Source organism: Nocardiopsis sp. NPDC058631 (assembly GCF_042716955.1).
In the GTDB taxonomy this organism is placed as follows: domain Bacteria; phylum Actinomycetota; class Actinomycetes; order Streptosporangiales; family Streptosporangiaceae; genus Nocardiopsis.
Genome location: NZ_JBHXQY010000120.1, coordinates 1 through 18,429 on the forward strand (window position 1 = coordinate 1; position 18,429 = coordinate 18,429).

The 18,429-nt window shown below is 73.0% G+C and carries 18 protein-coding genes and 1 pseudogene; 14 read left to right on the forward strand and 5 right to left on the reverse strand.

Translation table 11 applies throughout. The features are described from left to right. Window positions 1-33 precede the first annotated feature (33 nt). The 3 genes from ACFWTE_RS26785 to ACFWTE_RS26795 all read right to left on the reverse strand — a co-directional run bounded on the left by ACFWTE_RS26785 (window position 34) and on the right by ACFWTE_RS26795 (window position 3,072). A complete protein-coding gene (locus ACFWTE_RS26785; RefSeq protein ID WP_378782690.1) occupies window positions 34-1,092 on the reverse strand; it encodes a site-2 protease family protein in 1,059 nt (352 codons plus the stop codon). Window positions 1,093-1,215: 123 nt separating this feature from the next. Beyond that, window positions 1,216-2,577, reverse strand: a complete 1,362-nt coding sequence (locus tag ACFWTE_RS26790) for a hypothetical protein (RefSeq protein WP_378782691.1) — start codon at window positions 2,575-2,577, stop codon at window positions 1,216-1,218. Window positions 2,578-2,814: 237 nt separating this feature from the next. Beyond that, on the reverse strand, window positions 2,815-3,072 hold the full coding sequence (locus tag ACFWTE_RS26795; protein WP_378782692.1) for a hypothetical protein: 258 nt from the start codon (window positions 3,070-3,072) through the stop codon (window positions 2,815-2,817). Window positions 3,073-3,253: 181 nt separating this feature from the next. Here ACFWTE_RS26795 and fdxA point away from each other — a divergent pair, with 181 nt between their 5' ends. Beyond that, the gene (fdxA, locus tag ACFWTE_RS26800) at window positions 3,254-3,574 is read left to right on the forward strand and encodes a ferredoxin (protein WP_013154907.1); all 321 of its coding nucleotides are present in this window, start codon (window positions 3,254-3,256) and stop codon (window positions 3,572-3,574) included. A 171-nt stretch (window positions 3,575-3,745) separates the two neighbouring features. Continuing rightward, window positions 3,746-4,852, forward strand: a complete 1,107-nt coding sequence (gene dapC / locus ACFWTE_RS26805) for a succinyldiaminopimelate transaminase (protein ID WP_378782693.1) — start codon at window positions 3,746-3,748, stop codon at window positions 4,850-4,852. A gap of 211 nt (window positions 4,853-5,063) precedes the next feature. On the opposite strand, the gene ACFWTE_RS26810 is transcribed toward dapC, so the two are convergent. Then, entirely contained in the window at window positions 5,064-5,942 is an 879-nt protein-coding gene (locus ACFWTE_RS26810; RefSeq protein ID WP_378782694.1) for a hypothetical protein, read from the reverse strand. Window positions 5,943-6,142: 200 nt separating this feature from the next. On the opposite strand from ACFWTE_RS26810, the gene ACFWTE_RS26815 reads away from it, so the two are divergent. The 7 genes from ACFWTE_RS26815 (at window position 6,143) to ACFWTE_RS26845 (ending at window position 13,125) form a co-directional block, all read left to right on the forward strand. Then, window positions 6,143-6,979 carry a 2,3,4,5-tetrahydropyridine-2,6-dicarboxylate N-succinyltransferase gene (locus ACFWTE_RS26815; RefSeq protein ID WP_378782695.1) on the forward strand — a complete coding sequence of 279 codons (837 nt, stop codon included), beginning with the start codon at window positions 6,143-6,145 and terminating at the stop codon, window positions 6,977-6,979. Between the two features lie 221 nt (window positions 6,980-7,200). Next, window positions 7,201-8,265 carry a succinyl-diaminopimelate desuccinylase gene (dapE, locus tag ACFWTE_RS26820; protein ID WP_378782696.1) on the forward strand — a complete coding sequence of 355 codons (1,065 nt, stop codon included), beginning with the start codon at window positions 7,201-7,203 and terminating at the stop codon, window positions 8,263-8,265. 212 nt (window positions 8,266-8,477) lie between these two features. Beyond that, on the forward strand, window positions 8,478-9,263 hold the full coding sequence (locus ACFWTE_RS26825) for a TIGR00730 family Rossman fold protein (protein ID WP_378782697.1): 786 nt from the start codon (window positions 8,478-8,480) through the stop codon (window positions 9,261-9,263). Between the two features lie 179 nt (window positions 9,264-9,442). After that, entirely contained in the window at window positions 9,443-10,057 is a 615-nt protein-coding gene (locus ACFWTE_RS26830; RefSeq protein ID WP_378782698.1) for a hypothetical protein, read from the forward strand. A gap of 238 nt (window positions 10,058-10,295) precedes the next feature. Continuing rightward, window positions 10,296-10,895, forward strand: a complete 600-nt coding sequence (locus tag ACFWTE_RS26835; protein ID WP_378782699.1) for a hypothetical protein — start codon at window positions 10,296-10,298, stop codon at window positions 10,893-10,895. A 305-nt stretch (window positions 10,896-11,200) separates the two neighbouring features. Next, complete coding sequence (locus tag ACFWTE_RS26840; RefSeq protein WP_267948190.1) at window positions 11,201-11,368, forward strand: DUF3117 domain-containing protein; 168 nt, start codon at window positions 11,201-11,203, stop codon at window positions 11,366-11,368. A 257-nt stretch (window positions 11,369-11,625) separates the two neighbouring features. Next, entirely contained in the window at window positions 11,626-13,125 is a 1,500-nt protein-coding gene (locus ACFWTE_RS26845) for a leucyl aminopeptidase (RefSeq protein ID WP_378782700.1), read from the forward strand. A gap of 37 nt (window positions 13,126-13,162) precedes the next feature. Here the strand turns inward: ACFWTE_RS26845 and ACFWTE_RS26850 are convergent, their stop codons facing one another. Then, on the reverse strand, window positions 13,163-13,750 hold the full coding sequence (locus tag ACFWTE_RS26850) for an O-methyltransferase (protein WP_378782701.1): 588 nt from the start codon (window positions 13,748-13,750) through the stop codon (window positions 13,163-13,165). A 316-nt stretch (window positions 13,751-14,066) separates the two neighbouring features. Here ACFWTE_RS26850 and sigE point away from each other — a divergent pair, with 316 nt between their 5' ends. From sigE to ACFWTE_RS26875, 5 genes and pseudogenes are all read left to right on the forward strand, one after another. Then, the gene (gene sigE, locus ACFWTE_RS26855; RefSeq protein WP_378782702.1) at window positions 14,067-14,684 is read left to right on the forward strand and encodes an RNA polymerase sigma factor SigE; all 618 of its coding nucleotides are present in this window, start codon (window positions 14,067-14,069) and stop codon (window positions 14,682-14,684) included. Between the two features lie 2 nt (window positions 14,685-14,686). Continuing rightward, window positions 14,687-15,409 carry a zf-HC2 domain-containing protein gene (locus tag ACFWTE_RS26860; protein WP_378782704.1) on the forward strand — a complete coding sequence of 241 codons (723 nt, stop codon included), beginning with the start codon at window positions 14,687-14,689 and terminating at the stop codon, window positions 15,407-15,409. Continuing rightward, on the forward strand, window positions 15,406-16,470 hold the full coding sequence (locus tag ACFWTE_RS26865) for a transcriptional regulator (protein ID WP_378782703.1): 1,065 nt from the start codon (window positions 15,406-15,408) through the stop codon (window positions 16,468-16,470). Before ACFWTE_RS26860 ends, ACFWTE_RS26865 begins: the two co-directional genes overlap by 4 nt. A gap of 746 nt (window positions 16,471-17,216) precedes the next feature. Next, window positions 17,217-18,284, forward strand: a complete 1,068-nt coding sequence (locus ACFWTE_RS26870; protein ID WP_378782705.1) for a S1C family serine protease — start codon at window positions 17,217-17,219, stop codon at window positions 18,282-18,284. A gap of 51 nt (window positions 18,285-18,335) precedes the next feature. Next, a pseudogene (locus tag ACFWTE_RS26875) lies at window positions 18,336-18,429 on the forward strand (histidine phosphatase family protein); the annotation flags it as partial.

The following is an 18,429-nucleotide window of genomic DNA, read 5'->3' on the forward strand; positions in this document are numbered from 1 at the left end:
GCCCCGGGGTCCTTGCGCGCCACACCCGCCGGGTCAGGCCCAGAACTGGAGGAGGAGCTCGCCGTAGAAGGCGATCCCGGGGAACACCGGATTGGGCAGGACCAGGTCGAACAGGCCGTACACCAGGTTCACCACGACCTCCTTGACCCCGGGGAACCAGAGGACGGCGAACACGGCCACGGAGCCGAACAGGGCGTTGCGGCGGGCGGCGGGGACCCAGCGGGCGCGACCGGCCACGGCCGCCAGCACCTCGAAGCCGTCCAGGCCCGGCACGGGCAGCAGGTTGACGAGCGCGGAGGTCAGGTTCGCGAAGGACAGGAACGCCATCGCGGCGATCGCCCAGTTGGTGGTGTCGTTGCCGGGGGGGACCAGGACGGTCACGACGACGGCGAGCACGGCGGACAGCAGGAGGCTGGTCAGCGGCCCGGCGAGGGCGACCACGATGCGGCGGCCCCGGGTCGGGATCCGCTCCCAGTCGACCTGGGCGGGGGGGCCGTTCATGCCGAGGGCGCCGAGGCCCAGGTAGAGCGAGGGCAGCACGAGACCGGCGAAGGCGTGCTGGTAGGCGAACGGGTTGAGCCGCAGGTACGCGCTGCCGCGCAGGGAGCGGTCACCGGCCAGGTAGGCGGCGAGCGCGTGCGCGAACTCGTGGACGGTCGCGGAGACGATCCACCCGAGCAGGATGAGCAGCGGCGGGACCAGCGGCGTGACACTGGTGCCCTCGGCGGCCCAGTCGAGTTCGGCGGCGCCCCAGGAGAGCCAGCCGGCGAACCCGGTGAGGCCCAGCAGCAGGACGAACACCGGGCTGGGCAGGAAGTCGATCCAGCTCGGGGCCGGAGCACCCCCACCGGGCGCCACGTCGTCCCCGGGCGCGGCTGCCGAGATCCCCGCGTCCTCGCCGGCGCCGGGCCCCCCGTCGGACCGAGCCCCCGACCCGGTGGGTTCGTCCTCGGAATCACCCAGGCCGGGGCGGTTGAGGGCGCCCTCGGGCATCCTCTCCCACGGGTCGACGCCGGGTGCCTCGTCCGCGCCCCGCTCGGGTTCGGGCACGTCGGTCGTCTCCGCCTTCTGGGGCGGTTCGGGCGTGGGCATGGTGCTCCTGCTGGTCGCGGGTGGTTCGCGCTCCAGGTTAGGCCCTGGGCGGTACCCGTTCGCAGCGGGTGCCGTCCAGGGGCGGGCGCCCGGGCCCTTCCGGGAGGGGCCTGAGGCCGTGGTCTACACGACGGTCCGGGGAGCGACCGCCGACTGGTGCAGGCAGGCGACCGCGAAGGCCCGGCCGGGCGCGGTCAGCTCCCGGTGCCCGGCACCGTCGTCCTCGCCGAGCAGCCCCAGGGTCTCCAGCAGCCAGCTCACCGACATCACCAGCGCCCGCATCTGGTCTGACGCCGTCTCGGCGGCCCGCCGGTGCGACGCGGCGTGCCGACCGGCCGCCACCGGCGGCTCCAGCGGCACCCAGCCCGACTCCGTCAGCGTCCGTTCGGCGGCCTCCACGTCCGACTCGCACCGACGCGCGTGCGACCCGCTGCCCTGCGGGGAACGGGCCAGCAGCATGCCCAGCAGCGTCTCCGCCGCCGCCTGCTCCAGGCCCCCGGTCCGGCACAGGGTCTCGGTGGCCGCCTGCCACAGCGCCTCGGAGTCCGCGCGCAGCTGCCGCCCGCGCCGGGTCAGGACGAGCCGGCGCCCCGACCTGCGCAGCGCGCGCATGCCCCGCAGCGCCTGGTGCAGGGCGATCATCTGTGTCGCGTCGGTCTCGCTGCGCGGAGGCTCGGGCGTGGTGTGCCACCCGAAGTCCGCGCACATCTGGCGGACCACGCCCGGCGAGATGTAGCCGATCTGGGTGAGGGCGATGCCGTCGGCGGCCAGGTCCAGCAGCCGCTGCAACGGGGCCATGGCCCGGTCGGCGGCACGCGGCGCGTCCGCGCCGGCGATGATCTGCCCGACGAGCGGCCACAGCCGCTGCCGGTGCGGGTGCGCCGACGAGCTGAGCCACGCGCGGACGCGCTCCTCCCGCACCAGGTCCAGGTGGCTCAGACCCCGCTGGTCCGGCCGGGTGAGGAAGGAACGGGTGAACTGCTCCTGGGCGGGACGCCACCCCCGCTTGCCCGGACGGACGTCGCCGAGCGAGATGGCGAGCTCCAGGGCGGCCGAGGTCTCGTCGCGGGCGCGGATCTCGGCGTCGCCGACGGCGGTGCCCCACGTGAGCTCGGGAAGGTCGGGCGGTTCGACCCCGGACTCCCACATGAGCCGCTCGTACATGGCCAGCCCGGCCGCGTGGTCGTCGGTGTAGGCGGTGAGCAGTGCGGCGGTCTCCGGCGCGGAGCAGATCTGCGCGTAGCGGTACAGCTGGAGGAGGGAGAAGAGGTTTCCGAGGGAGCGGACGGCGAACAGCTGCTCACCGGTGGAGTTCTGGAAGCGGGCCGGGAGCTCGAACCAGCAGAAACGCTGGACGGCGTGCTGGTTGATCCTTTCGAGCTCCTGCTCCGGAGCCAGCGTGTCCAACGCGGACCGGGCCATGTCGGCGGCCCGCTCGTCCCGTCGGGCCAGCTCGGCGAGGGCGGACGCAACTGCTTCGCGCATGACGGGCGCTCACCACCTCCCCGCGTACCCGCACCCGGGCCGCGTGGTGTGCCGCCAGGGGGCGTGATGCTTCGTTCGTCGGTCCCCGGGCGGACCGGGCTGCGGGAGCCGCTCCGGGACTGTGCGTCTCCTACCCCGCGCGGGGCGAAGAATTCCTCTGTCCAGGCGCGGTGTGGGCGCCCGGCCCCGTCCGAGGGACGGACGGGGGAAATCGTCGGGGAGACCGGGGCGCGGAGCTCACGGCATCCGAGGGGGACGCCCGTCGCGGCGGCGCGGGGGCACCGGGGGGACGACGCGGCTGGCGGCGACCGACGACTCCTCGACCTCCACCGCGGAACCGTCGCGTCGGCGGACGGTGATGACGCCGCCGGCCCAGGACTCCACGACACCGACGATATCGGTGAACCCGCCGCCGGGGAGGCTTATACGAACAGAGACCCTGCGGCCGACGTCCTCCGGGGTGATCCGGTGGACGAGGCGTCCTCCCATGTGCATGGAACGTGCCCCCGATTGTGCGCTGGTTGTTCTTCGCCGCCATACTAGGAGGACGACATCTGTGCCAATTGCTTGCAGAGCCCGGGAGCAGGGCATAGGCGCCCGCACGCCGAACCCGGTCCGGGGTTCTGAAGGTCCCCGCCTCCCCCGTGGAAAGCGGGGGTGAGACAAGGAGTACGACGTGACCTACGTCATCGCGCAGCCCTGTGTTGATGTGCTGGACAAGGCGTGCATTGACGAGTGCCCCGTGGACTGCATCTACGAGGGCGACCGCATGCTCTACATCCACCCGGACGAATGCGTCGACTGCGGTGCGTGTGAGCCGGTCTGCCCGGTCGAGGCCATCTACTACGAGGACGACCTGCCCGAGCAGTGGTCCGACTTCTACAAGGCCAACGTCGACTTCTTCGACGACCTGGGCTCCCCGGGCGGTGCCTCCAAGGTCGGCAAGATCGACCGCGACCACCCGCTCGTCGCGAAGCTGCCGCCGCAGGCCGAGTAGCCGCGCAGCCCGCCTTCCGGTCCGTCCGAGGCCGTGGCGCCACCGCACCCCCCATGGCGCAGAGGGTGCGCGGGCGTGTGTCACCCGTGGGGTGACGTGTCGCGCCGACCCCCGCAGCGGGTCGGCGCGATTCTTGTGTGAACCGAACCCCGATGGATGGAGTGTGTACCGATGGCCGAGCGGCGATCAGTGAGGGACCGGCTCCCGACCTTCCCGTGGGACCGGCTGGCGCCCTACAAGCGCACCGCGTCGGCGCACCCCGACGGCATCGTCGACCTTTCCGTCGGTACGCCCGTCGACCCGGTTCCGGCGTCCCTGCGCAAGGCCCTGGCCGACGCAGCCGACTCGCCCGGCTACCCGCTCACCTGGGGGACGCCCGAGCTGCGCGCGTCCATCCGCGGCTGGCTGTCCCGCCGCCACGGCGTGGACGTCGCCGAGGGCGCGGTGCTGCCCACCGTCGGCTCGAAGGAACTCGTCGCGTGGCTGCCGACCCTCCTCGGACTCGGTGCGGGCGACACGGTCGTCCACCCCGAACTGGCCTACCCGACCTACGACGTCGGCGCGCGGATCGCCGGCGCGACCCCGGTCGCCTCCGACGGCCTGACGACCCTGGGCCCGGCTTCGGCGGGGCTGGTGTGGGTGAACTCGCCGAGCAACCCGACGGGGCGCGTCCTGGGCGTGCCGCACCTGCGCAAGGTCGTGGAGTGGGCCCGTGAGCGCGGTGCGGTGGTGGCCTCCGACGAGTGCTACCTGGACCTCGGCTGGGACGGCGCCGAACCGGTGTCGATCCTGCACCCCGACGTGTCGGGCGGCTCCCACGAGAACCTGCTCGCCGTGCACTCGCTCTCCAAGCGCTCCAACCTGGCCGGGTACCGCGCGGCCTTCGTCGCAGGGGACCCCGCCCTGGTCGGTGAGCTGCTGGCGGTGCGCAAGCACGCCGGGATGATCGTCCCGGCGCCCGTCCAGGCCGCGATGGGAGCGGCCCTGGACGACGACGCGCACGCGGCCGAGCAGAAGGAGCGGTACCGGGCCCGCCGGTCCCGGCTCCGCGCGGCCCTGGAGGGGGCGGGCTGGCGGATCGAGCACTCGGACGCCGGACTGTACCTGTGGGCGAGCCACCCCGGCCACGACGCCTGGGGCGCGGTCGCGCACCTGGCGGAGCGCGGCGTCCTGGTCGCCCCCGGAGACTTCTACGGCACCGCGGGGGCGGGGCACGTGCGGGTGGCGTTCACCGCCACCGACGAGCGCGTGGAGGCCGCCGTCAAGCGCCTGGCGTGACGGGGGCCCACTCCACCGCGTGCGGGCTGTCGGTCGGCTTCTCCAGCATGACTGACGTTCCCCGGTGCGAGGTGGAACCGCTTCCCCACCTCGACGGTGCGCCTGCCGAAGTGTTCGGGAGTGCCGACACACTGCGCCCGGGGGCGCTGAACGGGCCCTGGAAACCGCCGACTCGCTCCGGCCCCCGCGCGTGGCCCCCGGACGGCCGCCGTCAGCGCAAAACCACGCGGCCCCCGGTGTCCTCCTCCACCGCGGTCCATGCCTCGGCGCCGTCCAGGCCGTCCGACGCGCGCCACCGCTGGTCCCCGTAGGAGACCGAGGTCAGCCCGTACTCCTCGGCGTGCGCAACCGCCCACAGGGCCATCGCCCAGCCGAGGTCACCGGTACGCGACTCCTGGTCCCCACCCACCGGAAGGGTCGCCGGGTCGACTCCGAAGACCCGCGCCATCTCCTCCTGGGCGCCCGCCGTGTCCGCGTCGCCGGCCCGCAGAGCATCCAGGGTCTCTGCGTCGTACCAGCAGGTCAGGCTCGGTCCGAGATCGCCGGTGGTCACCTCGGCCATCCGCTCCGACAGGCCCTCGTGCTGGTCGTAGGCGTAGCCGTCCGCGCTGCGCTGCACCGCCTGGGCGGCCTCGAACACCGGGATCCCCGACCAGTCGTCCACCTCCACCAGCTCGTCGTAGAACGAGCGGGTGGAGTACACCGGGTCGAGGATCTGCTCCGGCTCGCCCCACTCCTGGGACGGCCGCTGCTGGAACAGGCCGAGGGAGTCGCGGTCGCCGTACTCAAGGTTGTGGAACGCGGACTCCTGCCACACCGTCGCGTACGCGACCGTCACCGCCTCCGGCGGCAGGTCGCGGCTGAACGCGACACCGCTCACCGTGGTCGCGCTCACCACTTGGGGTGCCTCCATCTCGTACTCGCCGTCGGACAGGTCCAGACGGCACCCCGGCTCGGGGGCCTCCACGGTGTCGAACGGCTCGAACGTGGTCAGCACGTAGTACGCGCCCGCGACGAGGAGGCCGCACACGAGGAAGAGGGACAACAGGATCTTGACGAAGGCGGAGAGCCTCCGGCGCTTACTGGGCACAGGCGAACCAAGGGTAGGGAGCAGGTGGGGCGCACCGCACGGAGAGGAAGGTCACCCGTGCCGCGCGAGGGACCCGCAGCGAGCCCCGGCCGCATTGTAGTCCTCGCCGGGCCGCCGGGCGGGGCGGGTGGGCGGAGGCGGTCGGCACACACGGGCGGGGGTACCCCCGCACCTTCCGCGAGCCACTAACGTGTGTGCACATGACCAGCTCGTACTCCAGTCCGCTGCCCGACCAGATCGACGAACTCTGGGAGAAGCGCTCCGAACTCACGCCCTCCCACGCCGAGGCCCGTGAGACCATCACCGGCGCCATCGACCTGATCGACCAGGGCAAGGCCCGCGTGGCCTTCGTCGACCCCGCCACCGACGAGGTCGTGGTCGACCAGCGCGCCAAGCGTTCCATCCTCCTCGGCTTCAAGGTCCTGGACATGAAGGAGTCGCAGGTCGGCGACTTCCACCACCACGACCGCATGCCCCTGAAGACCCGCTTCGACGGCGTCCGCGTCGTCGCGGGGGCGATCGCCCGGTGGGGCTCCTTCCTCGCCCCCGGTGTCGTCCTCATGCCGTCCTTCACCAACATCGGCGCCTACGTCGGTTCCGGGACGATGGTCGACACCTGGGCCACGGTCGGCTCCTGCGCACAGGTCGGCCAGAACGTCCACCTGTCCGGCGGCGTCGGCGTGGGCGGCGTCCTCGAACCGCCGCAGGCGTCCCCGGTCGTCATCGAGGACGACGCCTTCCTCGGCTCCCGCAGCATGGTCGTCGAGGGCGCCCGGGTGCGCACCGGCGCCAAGCTCGGCGCGGGCACCATCCTGACCTCCTCCACGCGCGTGTTCGACGCCGAGACGGGCGAGGAGCTCAAGCGCGGCGAGGCCCCGGCCTGGTCGGTGTGCGTGACCGCGAACCGGACCAAGAGCTTCCCGGGCGGCGACTTCGGCATGCCGGTCCTGTTGGTGCTCAGGCGCCTCCAGGAGGGCGAGGAGCACGACAAGCTCGCCCTGAACGACCTCCTGCGGGAGCACGGCGTCAACGCCTGACGCACGCCCGTTCGCCCGGTCCTGGCAGGGGCGCCCTCCGAAGGCGGAGGGCGCCCCCCCGCGTTGATCGGCGCAAGCGCCGAGCCAACCGAAAGCGTCCGCGGAAAACGCCCTAGGGTGGCCGTGCGGGCCCCGTCCGTGCACCCGCCGGGCGCGCGCGGGACCATGGCCGGGTGCCTGCGGCACGACGGCCGAACACAGCTCAGAAACGGGGCGACACCATGCTGGACCTGACCTCGGACGTGGCGGAACTGACCGCCGCACTCGTGGACATCCGTTCCGAGAGCGGTGACGAGGGGATCCTCGCCGACGCGGTCGAGGGCGCGCTGAAGGCACTCCCGCACCTCACCGTCGGCCGTGACGGTGACGCCGTGGTCGCCCGGACCGAACTGGGCCGCCCGCGCCGCGTCGTCGTCGCCGGGCACATCGACACCGTCCCGATCGTGGACAACGTCCCCTCGCGCGTCGAAGGCGGGCGCCTCTACGGATGCGGCACCACCGACATGAAGGCCGGGGTCGCGGTCCAGCTCAAGCTGGCCGCGCTGGTGGCCGAGCCCGTGCACGACGTCACCTACGTCTTCTACGACAACGAGGAGGTCGACGCGTCCCGCAACGGCCTCCTCCGCCTCACCCGGAACCACCCGGAGTGGCTGGCCGGGGACTTCGCGATTCTGATGGAGCCCACGGGCGGCGTGATCGAGGGCGGCTGCCAGGGGACCATGCGGGTGGAGGTCGTGACCAGGGGCAGGCGCGCGCACAGCGCCCGGTCGTGGATGGGGGAGAACGCCATCCACGGCGCCGGGGCCGTCCTGGACGTGCTGCGCGCCTACACCCCCCGCGAGCCGGAGGTGGAGGGGCTGCGCTTCCACGAGGGACTCAACGCCGTGTTCATCGAGGGCGGGGTCGCGGGCAACGTCATCCCGGACGAGTGCGTGGTGAAGGTCAACTACCGGTTCGCCCCGGACCTGTCCGTCGCGGACGCGGAGGCACACCTGCGCGAGGTCTTCGACGGGTTCGAGGTGCGCGTGGTGGACGCGGCGGCGCCCGCGCGTCCGGGGCTGGACGACCCCTCGGCGGCGGCGTTCGTCACCGCGGTGGGGGAGGGCCGGGCCCGGGCCAAGCTCGGGTGGACCGACGTGTCCCGCTTCTCCGAACTGGGTGTGCCGGCCGTCAACTACGGCCCCGGCGACCCCGTGCTGGCGCACACGAAGGACGAGTACGCGGAGATCGCGCTGATCCGCGAGGCCGAGGAGCGCATGGTGGCCTGGCTGAACGGGGACCGGTGACCTCCGCCCGCTGCCGGGGGCCGGTCACCGGGCCCGCCGCGGAGTGCCCCGCCGGAGCTCCGGCGGGCACGGGCGGGGCACGGGCGGGGCGTCACCGCACGGCCGTGACCGGCCACGGAGGGCGGCCCGTGCGGCAAACCTGCCGCTTGTGGCCACCGCAGTGCCACGTGTGGTTCAGGTGTGAGCCCGACGTACGCGGATAGCTTTACGGCATGACGGAAGACGAGAAGGTACGACGGGCCGGCCCCCTCACCTACAGGGGCAGCTCCATCCCCAGCACCACCACCGACCAGCGACTCCTCGACCGGCGGGGCCCCTCCGACTGGGTGCACACCGACCCGTGGCGGGTCCTGCGCATCCAGTCGGAGTTCGTGGAGGGGTTCGGGCTGCTGTCCGAACTGCCCTCGGCGGTGAGCGTGTTCGGATCGGCCAGGATCAAGCCCGGAACCCGCTACTACGACCTGGGCGTCGATGTCGGCGCCAGGCTGGCGGAGGCGGGCTACGCCACGATCACCGGCGGCGGCCCCGGCATGATGGAGGCGGTGAACAAGGGCGCCCAGGGCGCGGGCGGGCTCTCCGTGGGGCTCGGCATCGAGCTGCCCTTCGAGCAGTCCCTCAACCCCTACATCGACATGGGGATGACCTTCCGGTACTTCTTCGTCCGCAAGACCATGTTCGTGAAGTACTCGCAGGCCTTCGTGGTGCTGCCCGGCGGCTTCGGCACCCTCGACGAGCTGTTCGAGGCTGCCACCCTCGTGCAGACCAACAAGGTCACCCGGTTCCCGGTGATCCTGGTCGGCCGCGACTTCTGGGGCGGGCTGGAGGAGTGGGTCCGCACCAGCCTCCTGGAGAACGAGCTGATCAAGCCGCACGACATGGAGCTGGTCCAGATCGTCGACGATCCCCAGGAGGTCGTCGACATCATCCGCAAGTCCCATCTGCACATCGCGCGGGAGCAGGAGGAGCTGGAACGGGGCGAGGCCGGGCCCGAGCAGTAGGAGGGGCGCGCACACGCCCCTGGAGGCCCCTCCCCGCGGCTCCGGGGCGCCGGGGAGGGAAGACGGGTGACGCGGCCCCGGAGCGGGCCCCTGCGCGCGCCGGGGCGTCGCGGATCCGGTGCCCTGCCGCGGGCCCGTGGCCCTCCCTCCGGCGCCCGGGGTGTGGCACGATCGGGTCCGTGCCTGTTTTCATCATGATCCTGGTTGCCGCCGCCGCACTGGCCGTGCTCGTCGGCGTGGTCTACGTGGTGCTCGGCAAGGGCGGCCAGCTGGCCCGGTTCGAGGCCGACTACCCCCCGCTCCCTCTGCCGCACGACCGTCCCGTCGGGGCGCACGACCTCGGCCGTGTGATGCTGCCCCTCGCCCTGTGGGGCTACCACGTGCGCGCCGTGGACGAGCTGTTGCTGCGCCTCACCGTCACCCTGCGCGAACGGGACGAGCGGATCGAGGACCTGGAGTGGCGCCTGTCCCGTCTCGACCCCTCCTACGTGCCGGAGGGGACCGGCCCGCACCCCGGTACCCGTCTGCCCGGTGACGCCTACGCTCCCGGGGGCTCGTACACCCCCGGTGGCGAGTACGGGGCCGGTGGCGAGCACGGGTCCTGGACACACGCCGGGGCCGACGCGGACGACGACCCGGACCGTGCCCCCCGGGCCGGGGGCGAGGCGGAGCACGACGCCGGTACGGACGACGCCGGTACGGACGACGCCGGTACGGACGACGCCGACACGGATGACGCCGGCACGCACGACGCCGACACGGACGACGCCGCGGTCGGCGGCAACCAGCGCTGACCGGGGAGGGCCACCCGGGTGCCCGCACCACCCGGTCCGGTGCCCGGATCGCTCGCGCGACCGGCGGCCTCCCGTCCACCGGGTCCGACCTGCCGGTCCGCGTGTCGCTATGCCGTGCATCACAGTCAAGGCGGCGTTCTCAGGCAAATCTGGTGTGTTGGCGTGCTCTATCCTCGGTCGCTGTACCCGGTACCCCCGTTCCGCCGGAGCGGGTGCAGCGTTGTTGAGGATGGCGAGGATGGACACAGCAGCCGAACTGGAGTCGGGAGCTGGGGACAGGCGTGACGCGCCCGCCTCCGCGGTGACCCCGGCCCACCCTGTGCAACAGCTGTCCCTGTGGCCGCCGCCCAGGTCGACCCGGCACAGCGGGAAGCGCCGCCGCCAGGTCGCCGTTCTGGCCGCGGCCGCGGCGGCCGTCCTGCTCGTCGGGGGCGGCGCCGCCGCGTGGGCCGTGCTCGCAGGGCCGGGTGAGGACGAGGTCGGTCCGACCGTCCCCGCCGAGGCCTTCGTCGGAGCGTGGTCCGGTGAGATGAGCCAGGTGGACACCGAGGGCGAGCACGTCGCCGACTGGCACGCGGAGGTCCGGATCGAGGAGGGCGCCGAGCGGGGCAGTACCGCCTGGACGACCTTCGCCTGTTCGGGGACCCTGGCCCTGTCGGCGGGCGACAACGACCGCCGCGTCTACGCCTACACCGAGACCGCCGATCCCGAGGACAGGTGCGTCGACGAGTCCGAGCTGACCGTGTGGGCGGCCGTCGACGGCGGCGGGCTGAGGGCGGAGTGGTCCTCCATCACCCGGGAGGGAACCCGGATGATCTCGACGGGCGACCTCGGCTGACCCCGCGCGGAACGAACCCCCAGGTGGGGCCCGTCGTGCGAGTGCTCGCCGCGTGCTGAGCCGGTACCGCCGTCCCCGAGCGGCGGGCCGCTCCGGCTCCGTGCTCTCCCCAGGTTTCGGTCAGTACCGATATAACCTTACTGACCGAAGATTCCTCGTGGGCGGGTGCTCGTGGCGGCGGCCCGGCCGCCGCCCGGCGCACACGGAGGGGTGAACCTCCGAGATAATGGTCGAAGAGTGATTCACGCCCCTTAAGGCACACGGGCATGAGTCACCCGCGAGGAAGCACGAGAAAGGGGAATGGCATGGCGGCGATGAAGCCGAGGACCAGTGACGGGCCGATGGAGGTCACCAAGGAGGGTCGCGGCATCATCATGCGGGTCCCGCTGGAGGGTGGCGGACGCCTGGTTGTCGAGCTGACTCCAGACGAGGCCTCCGAGCTCCGGGACGCGCTCAAGGGTGTCGTCGGCTAGGTCGTGTTTTCTGAATCCTTCCGGGCCCGCGTCCACCGGGCTGCCTCCCGCTGCGCCTTGGCGCTCGTGTCAGCACCACCAGGCTGAACATCGCACATCGTCTTGCGGGAGATCGCCTGGACGGCCGCTCGCCGCCCCGAGAGCCTTCTGAAAAACACTCCCTGATCAGGCAGTGAACCGTCCCCCACCCCGGGCCGGAAAGCCCTGACGACCCCCCGAGGTTGTACACCTCCCAAGTGAACGATTGTGAGCGGCCTGTGCCTTTCGCCACGGAGATCCACCCCGTACCGGGGAAGCTCGTCGATTCCACCGCTGACCTGCTGGTCCTCCCCCTGACCTCGGGAGACGGTGGGCCGGCGGCGGTCGGGGGGGTCGCCGAGAGCGGCCTGGCACAGGTCCTGCCGGCGTCGCTCACCGATCTGTTCGCGCACTACTCGCTCACCGGGAAACCCGGGGAGCTGGCCCAGTTCCCGGTGCCCCGGGACAGGGGCCTGGTCCGCGTGGCGCTTCTGGGGGTCGGCTCGGGCTCGCCCGACGACCTCCGGAAGGCCGGCGCGGCCCTGTCCCGGGCCGGCCGGGGGTCCGGGCGCGTGGCCCTCGCCTGGCCCGGCTCCGGCGCGGAGGCCGCCACCGCCTTCGCCGAGGGCGCGCTCCTGGCCTCCTACACCTTCACCCTCAAGTCCTCGGAGGCCCCGGCCGACCGGCGCCCCGCGGCCTCGATCGAGGTCGTCCTCGGCGACGGCACCGACGGTCCCCTGTCCGACGCCCTGGAGCGGGGTACCGTCCTGGCCGCGGCCACCGCCCTGGCCCGCGACCTCATCAACACCCCGTCCCTGTCCAAGGACCCCGAGTGGATGGCCGCGCGCGCCCGTGAGGCCGCGGAGAGCAGCGGCCTCCAGGTGCGGGTGTGGGACGAGGGGGATCTGGAGGACGAGGGCTTCGGCGCGATCCTCGGCGTCGGACAGGGCTCCTCGCGCCCGCCGCGGCTGGTCCAGCTCTCCTACTCGCCCGAGAACCCCACCGGGCACGTCGTCCTGGTGGGCAAGGGCATCACGTTCGACACCGGCGGTCTCTCGCTCAAGCCCAACGACAACATGTCGCTCATGAAGACCGACATGAGCGGCTCGGCGATCGTGCTCGCGGTGCTGTCCGCCCTGGCCGCGGTCGGCGCCACGGTCCGGGTGACGGGCCTGCTGGCCCTGGCCGAGAACGCCTTCTCCGGTGACGCCACCCGCATCGGCGACGTACTCACCACCTACACCGGCACGACCGTCGAGGTGCTCAACTCCGACGCGGAGGGCCGCCTGGTCCTCGCCGACGCCATGGGCTACGCGGTCAGCGAGCTGGCCCCGGACGTCCTGGTGGACGTGGCGACCCTGACCGGCGCGGCCAAGGTGGCACTGGGCACCGGCATGGGCGCGCTGTACAGCAACGACGAGGCGCTCGCCGCCGAACTGGAGGGCGCGGGCCGCGACTCCGGCGAACCGCTGTGGCGCATGCCGCTCACCGAGGACTACGTGCCGACCACGAAGTCGCGGGTGGCGGACCTGGCCAACATCGGCACCCGCGGACGCGACTTCGGTCCGGCGGGGGCCACCGACGCGGCCCTGTTCCTGCGCGAGTTCACCGGTGGCGTCCCGTGGGCGCACCTGGACATCGCCGGGCCCGGGAGGTCCACGAAGGAGAGCGGTCTGCTCAGCAAGGGCGGCACGGCGTTCGCGACCCGCACCCTGCTGCGCTGGCTCGCCGATCGCTGACCTTCCGCCGGGCGGCGGCCGTGCCGTCGCCCGGCGGCTACCGGATGGCGGCCAGCAGCCCCTCGCCCACGGGCATGAGCAGCGGGATGAACGCGTCCTCGTCGCGCATGCGGCTGATCACCCCGCGCACGGCGGTCTCACGCGGGTCCGGCCTGCGCAGCGGTCCGTCGGGCTCGGCGGAACCCACCATGGCGCCGTTGAACACCACCATCCCGCTCGGACGCAGCAGGCGCAGGGCCTCCTCCAGGTACAGGGGGTAGGACTCGGGGTCGGCGTCAACGAAGACCAGGTCGTACCCGCCGTCCGTCAGCCTCGGCAGCACGTCCAGGGCGGCCCCGCGGATCAGCCTCGCCCGGCCGGCGCCGAACCCCGCCCTCGCGAACGCGGCCCGCGCGTAGTCCTGGTACGCGGCATTGGTGTCGACCGTGGTCAGGATGCCGTCAGGCGTCATGCCGCGCAGCAGCCAGATCCCCGAGGACCCGCACCCCGTGCCGATCTCGACCACGGACCGGGCGCTGATGGAGGCGGCCAGGAAGCGCAGCGCTCCGCCGGTGGCGGCGTCCACGGGCGGAGCCGTCGACCGCAGTCCCGCGTCGTACGCGTCGGCCAGGGGCTCGTCCTCCAAGGCCTCCTGCTCGAACCGGGCCTGTTCGGTGCGGACCCAGGTGATCCGGGCCGCTGTCTCCTCCGGACTGGCGATGACGGCCTCCCACTGCCGTGGTCACGAACGTGTCATGGGCCTGACCGGGCGGCCGTCACCCACCGTGGAATGATGGTCGCGACCAGGTCGTGCACCTGGCAGAAGAGTAGCCTGATCCGGGCCCAACTCCGAGCGTGGCGGCGGGAACTTAATCCGCTCCTCCCGGCGTTGAATCGGGATGAACGTACGTTGATCGCCACGAAGCAACTCCCCCCGACCAGCCAGTCGGCGAATCAATGGGATGAAGGGAGCAGCGGTGCCAGAGACCGGCCCTGCCGTGGAATTCGAGGCATGGGAACCCCCGAGCTGGGACGAGGTCGTCCGGACCCATTCGCCGCGCGTCTACCGGCTCGCCTATCGGCTGACCGGCAACAAGCACGACGCCGAGGACCTCACACAGGAGGTCTTCATCAGGGTGTTCCGCTCCTTGGCCAACTACACCCCCGGAACCTTCGAGGGGTGGCTGCACCGCATCACCACCAACCTCTTCCTCGACATGGCCCGCCGTAAGGCCCGGATCCGTTTCGAGGGCCTGGCCGACAACGCGGACGATCGGCTGGAGGGGCGTGAACCCTCACCCGCCCAGCGCTACGACGACCGCCACTTCGACGCCGACATCCAGTCCGCGCTCGACGCGCTGCCCGCCGAGTTCCGGGCCCCCGTCGTCCTGTGCGACATCGAGGGGCTCTCCTACGAGGAGATCGCGGCGACGCTGGACGTCAAGCTCGGCACCGTCCGCAGCCGGATCCACCGTGGCCGGGCCCAGCTGCGGCGGGCCCTGGAACACCGGCGGTCCCTGGCGGCGCAGGAGCGCGGGGCGCGCAGCGGTGCAAACGTGACCAACGGGGAGGCGGAGTGAGCATGGACCACCTCGGGGAGCGCCTCTCCGCGCTCGTCGACGGCGAACTGGGCCCCGTCGAGCACGAGAGCGCCCTCATCCACCTGGCCAAGTGCGAGCCGTGCCGGTTCGAGGCCGACATGACGCGCCGTCTGAAGCGGCGCCTCACCGGTTTGCGCGAGCCCGAGCCCGACCTGGACTTCATGGGGCGCCTCACGAGCCTGTCCCACGACCCGGGGCCGAGTGGCCGGGGCCCCTCCGAGCCGCCCCCCGGAGGCGCGGGCTTCGGAGCCCGCCCGCCCCTGGGATCCTCCCGCCCCCTGGGCGGCTTCCCCGGAGGAGGAGCGCTCACGGCGGAGGCCGCGGTGGCGGCCGCGCGGTCCGGGCCCGTGGTGACGAGGGCGTCGGCCGACACGGCGCCGGAGGGACCGGTCCGTCCGCAGCGACCGGAGCGGCCCGTCCGACGCCGCGGCGGCGACCGCTTCTCACACCTGATCCCCACCTTTCCCGGGGGGCGCTACGCGGTCGCGGGCTTCGCGGTCGCCACGGCACTCCTGGGCACCGCGTTCGTCGCGGGGGGTGACGCCCAGAACACGCCGGTGGTGGAGCCCCGCCTGTCCGACTACGCGGTCGAGCACGCGGTGACCAGCCGTCAGATACCCGTCGTGCAGACCCGGCCGTCGGAGGCCCGTCCCGTGGGGGGCGAGACCCGGTTCGGGTACGGCTCCACCGAAACGACACGGTGAGCGCGGAGGGACACTCCTCCGCCACCTCGGGTCCGGCCACCCTCGTCGTCGTCCTGGCGCTCAGCGTGGCCCTGCTGACCGGAGCCGCGTGCCCGGACGCCGACCAGATCCCCGCGGAGGGGTCCGACGACGGCATGCCCGTGTTGCGCCGTGCCGCCCTGGCGGGCAAGGAGACGGCCTACTCCGCCGTGCGCGAGGTGACAGGCCCGGAGGGGGCCGACCCGCCGCCCCACGTGCGCGTGGTGCACCGGCCCGGTGACGGCCTCGCGCTGGCTCCCGTCGGCGGGGAGGGGTCGGCCTTCGTGGTGCGGGCGTCCTCCGCCCTGGAGTCGCTGGACGAGCGCCTGCTGCACATGTTGGAGGACACCTACGAGGTGACGGACGCGGGCACCGCCGTCCTGGACGGCAGGGAGGCCCGGGTGGTGGAGGCCGGACGCTCCGACGGCACCGTCGCCGGGCGGTTCTGGGTCGACGCCGGGACCGACCTGCTCGTGGGCAGCACGGTCTACGAGGTGTCGGGGGAGGCCGCGCTCAGTGTCCGCCTCACCGGCCTGGAGCAGGGCGGGGGTGACTGGCCCGAGGGTGCCGCCGGAGGTACTCCCTGGGGCGACGCCCTGACGGGGGACGAGCGCGCCGCCCTGCGGGAGGAGGGCTGGACACTCCCCGAGCACCTCGACTGGAACCTGAGGCTGGTCGACGCGCGCTCCACCGAGCACAGCGGGCGCCGCGTCGTGCACGCGGTCTATTCGGACGGGTTGTCGCAGGTGTCGGTTTTCACCCAGCGTGGGAAGCTGGGTGCGGAACACTCCCCCTCACTCCGTGACGGATACGCCGGAACCGATACGGGGGGAAACGGCGTCACAACACAACATGACACGATCTTCGGCGGAGACGTGGGCCAGTACCAGAGCATGTGGCAGGCGGACGGCTTCGTCTACACGGTGCTGGCCGACGCCCCCGTCGGGATCGCCTCGTCGGCTGTGACCGCGTTGCCGGGACCCGAGGGTTCCGGCTTCTGGGGCAGAGTGCATCGGGGCATGTCCCGGTTGGGGTTCCTCTAGGGGTGACCCCCGGACGAGCGGAGCGGGACCGCCGGGTGGCGGCCCGCACCGGTCCGGGGAACACGCCGCGACGTCCCCGGTCGGGCCGTGTGTGGACCGCCAGCCAAGCGACAGAGCGACCCACGGAGCAGGTCTTGACTGAGGAAAACGGCCGTTCGGACCACGGGGGAGAGCCCGGACGGGCGTCCCCGCCGGGCGGCGGAACGTCCCCGGACGCGGCGAACACGCCGGGTCAGGCGCCTGCGGAACACCAGCGGTACCCCCGGTGGGTCGCCCCGCACCCCCAGGGCCGGGGAGGCCCTCCCCCCGCCACCGCCGGCCAGGGCCCCACCCCCGGCCCGTCCTCACCCGCCTCTCCCCACAGTGGAGATCCCATGAACCACACCCCTCCCGGCCAGGGCGGGCAGCCTGGCACCCCCTTCAACCCCGGTGACCCCCAGAGCCCCACGGGGCGAGGCGCTCCCCCCGGCCCCTCCGCGGGCCACGCGGCGCCCGGTGGCCCGGTCCCACAGCCGCAACCCGGCCCCCACAATCCCCCGGGCTCCGACCGCCCCGCCGGTTACACGGCCTCCTTCCGGCAGACGGACCCCGCCGACCCCCCGGGGCAGTCGAACAGACCCGGGCCGCACGGTCCGGCGGACGTCCCCGGCTTCTCCGCTCCGCACATGACGACCTCCGCGCAGGCCGCCTACGGGGTCCCCCCGGCCGTCGCGCCCAAGGCCCGCAGGCGCGGCGTCCCCGCCTGGATGGCACTTTCCGGCATGCTCGTCGTCGCGCTCATCGCCGGCGGCGCGGGCGGTGTCGCGGGCGGGCTCCTCAACGGCTCCTCCGCCTCGGACACGGTGCCGGAGGAGGAGGGCCCGGTCATGAACGAGCCCCCGCCCGAGGCCCCCCAGCGCGACCCCGACAGCATCGCGGGCGTGGCACAGCGGGTCAGCCCGAGCGTCGTCTCCCTCATCAGCGCCGACGCGCGCATCCCCGGCGGGGGATCCGGGTTCGTCATCGACGGCGACTACGTGGTCACCAACGACCACGTCTCCAGCGGGCTGGAGGCGGACGGCATCGTCATCGAGTACAGCGACGGCACCCTCTCCGAGGCCACCGTGGTCGGCGCCGACCCCAGTTCGGACCTCGCGGTCCTGTCGATCGCGGACCCGCACGACGTCGAGCCGCTCCAGTTCGGTGACTCCGAGGAGGTCATCGTGGGGGACGAGGTGATCGCGATCGGCGCTCCCCTCGGTCTGAACGGGACCGTCACCCAGGGCATCATCAGCGCCGTCAACCGGCCGGTCAGCTCCGGCCAGGGCGAGAGCGGCGGGCGCTTCTACGCACTCCAGACCGACGCCGCCATCAACCCGGGCAACTCCGGGGGGCCGCTGGTCGACACGCAGGGACGCGTCATCGGGGTCAACTCGATGATCGCGACCATGGGCGCCATGGGCGAGACCACCGGCAACATCGGCCTGGGCTTCGCCATCCCCTCCACGGAGGCGGAGCGTGTGGTGGACCGGCTCATGGAGGACGGCGAGGCCACGTACGCCGACATCGGTGCCGACATCGACGAGGACAGCCCCCTCGCGGGCGCGGTCATCGACGAGGACTCGGGCGCGGTCGAGAGCGGAGGCCCGGCCGACACGGCGGGACTGGAGCCCGGTGACGTGATCGTCTCCCTGGACTCGCGCCCGGTCAGCTCGGGCCAGGACCTGCTGGCGATGCTGCGCAGCCGCACCCCGGGCGACGAGGTCGACATCGAGTACGAGCGCGACGGTGAGCGCGGGAGCACCACGCTGGTCCTCGGCTCGACCGACGACTGATCCGGGTGCGCCCGCCCTCCCCGCGGGCGCCCCGGACGCGCGAAGGCCCCCGATGCCCTGGTCTCCTACTCGCCCGCCACGGTCGCGGCCGTCGACCTGGAGGTCGAGTGGCTCTACGCGGCGCCCGGAACGGGCTCCGGCACCC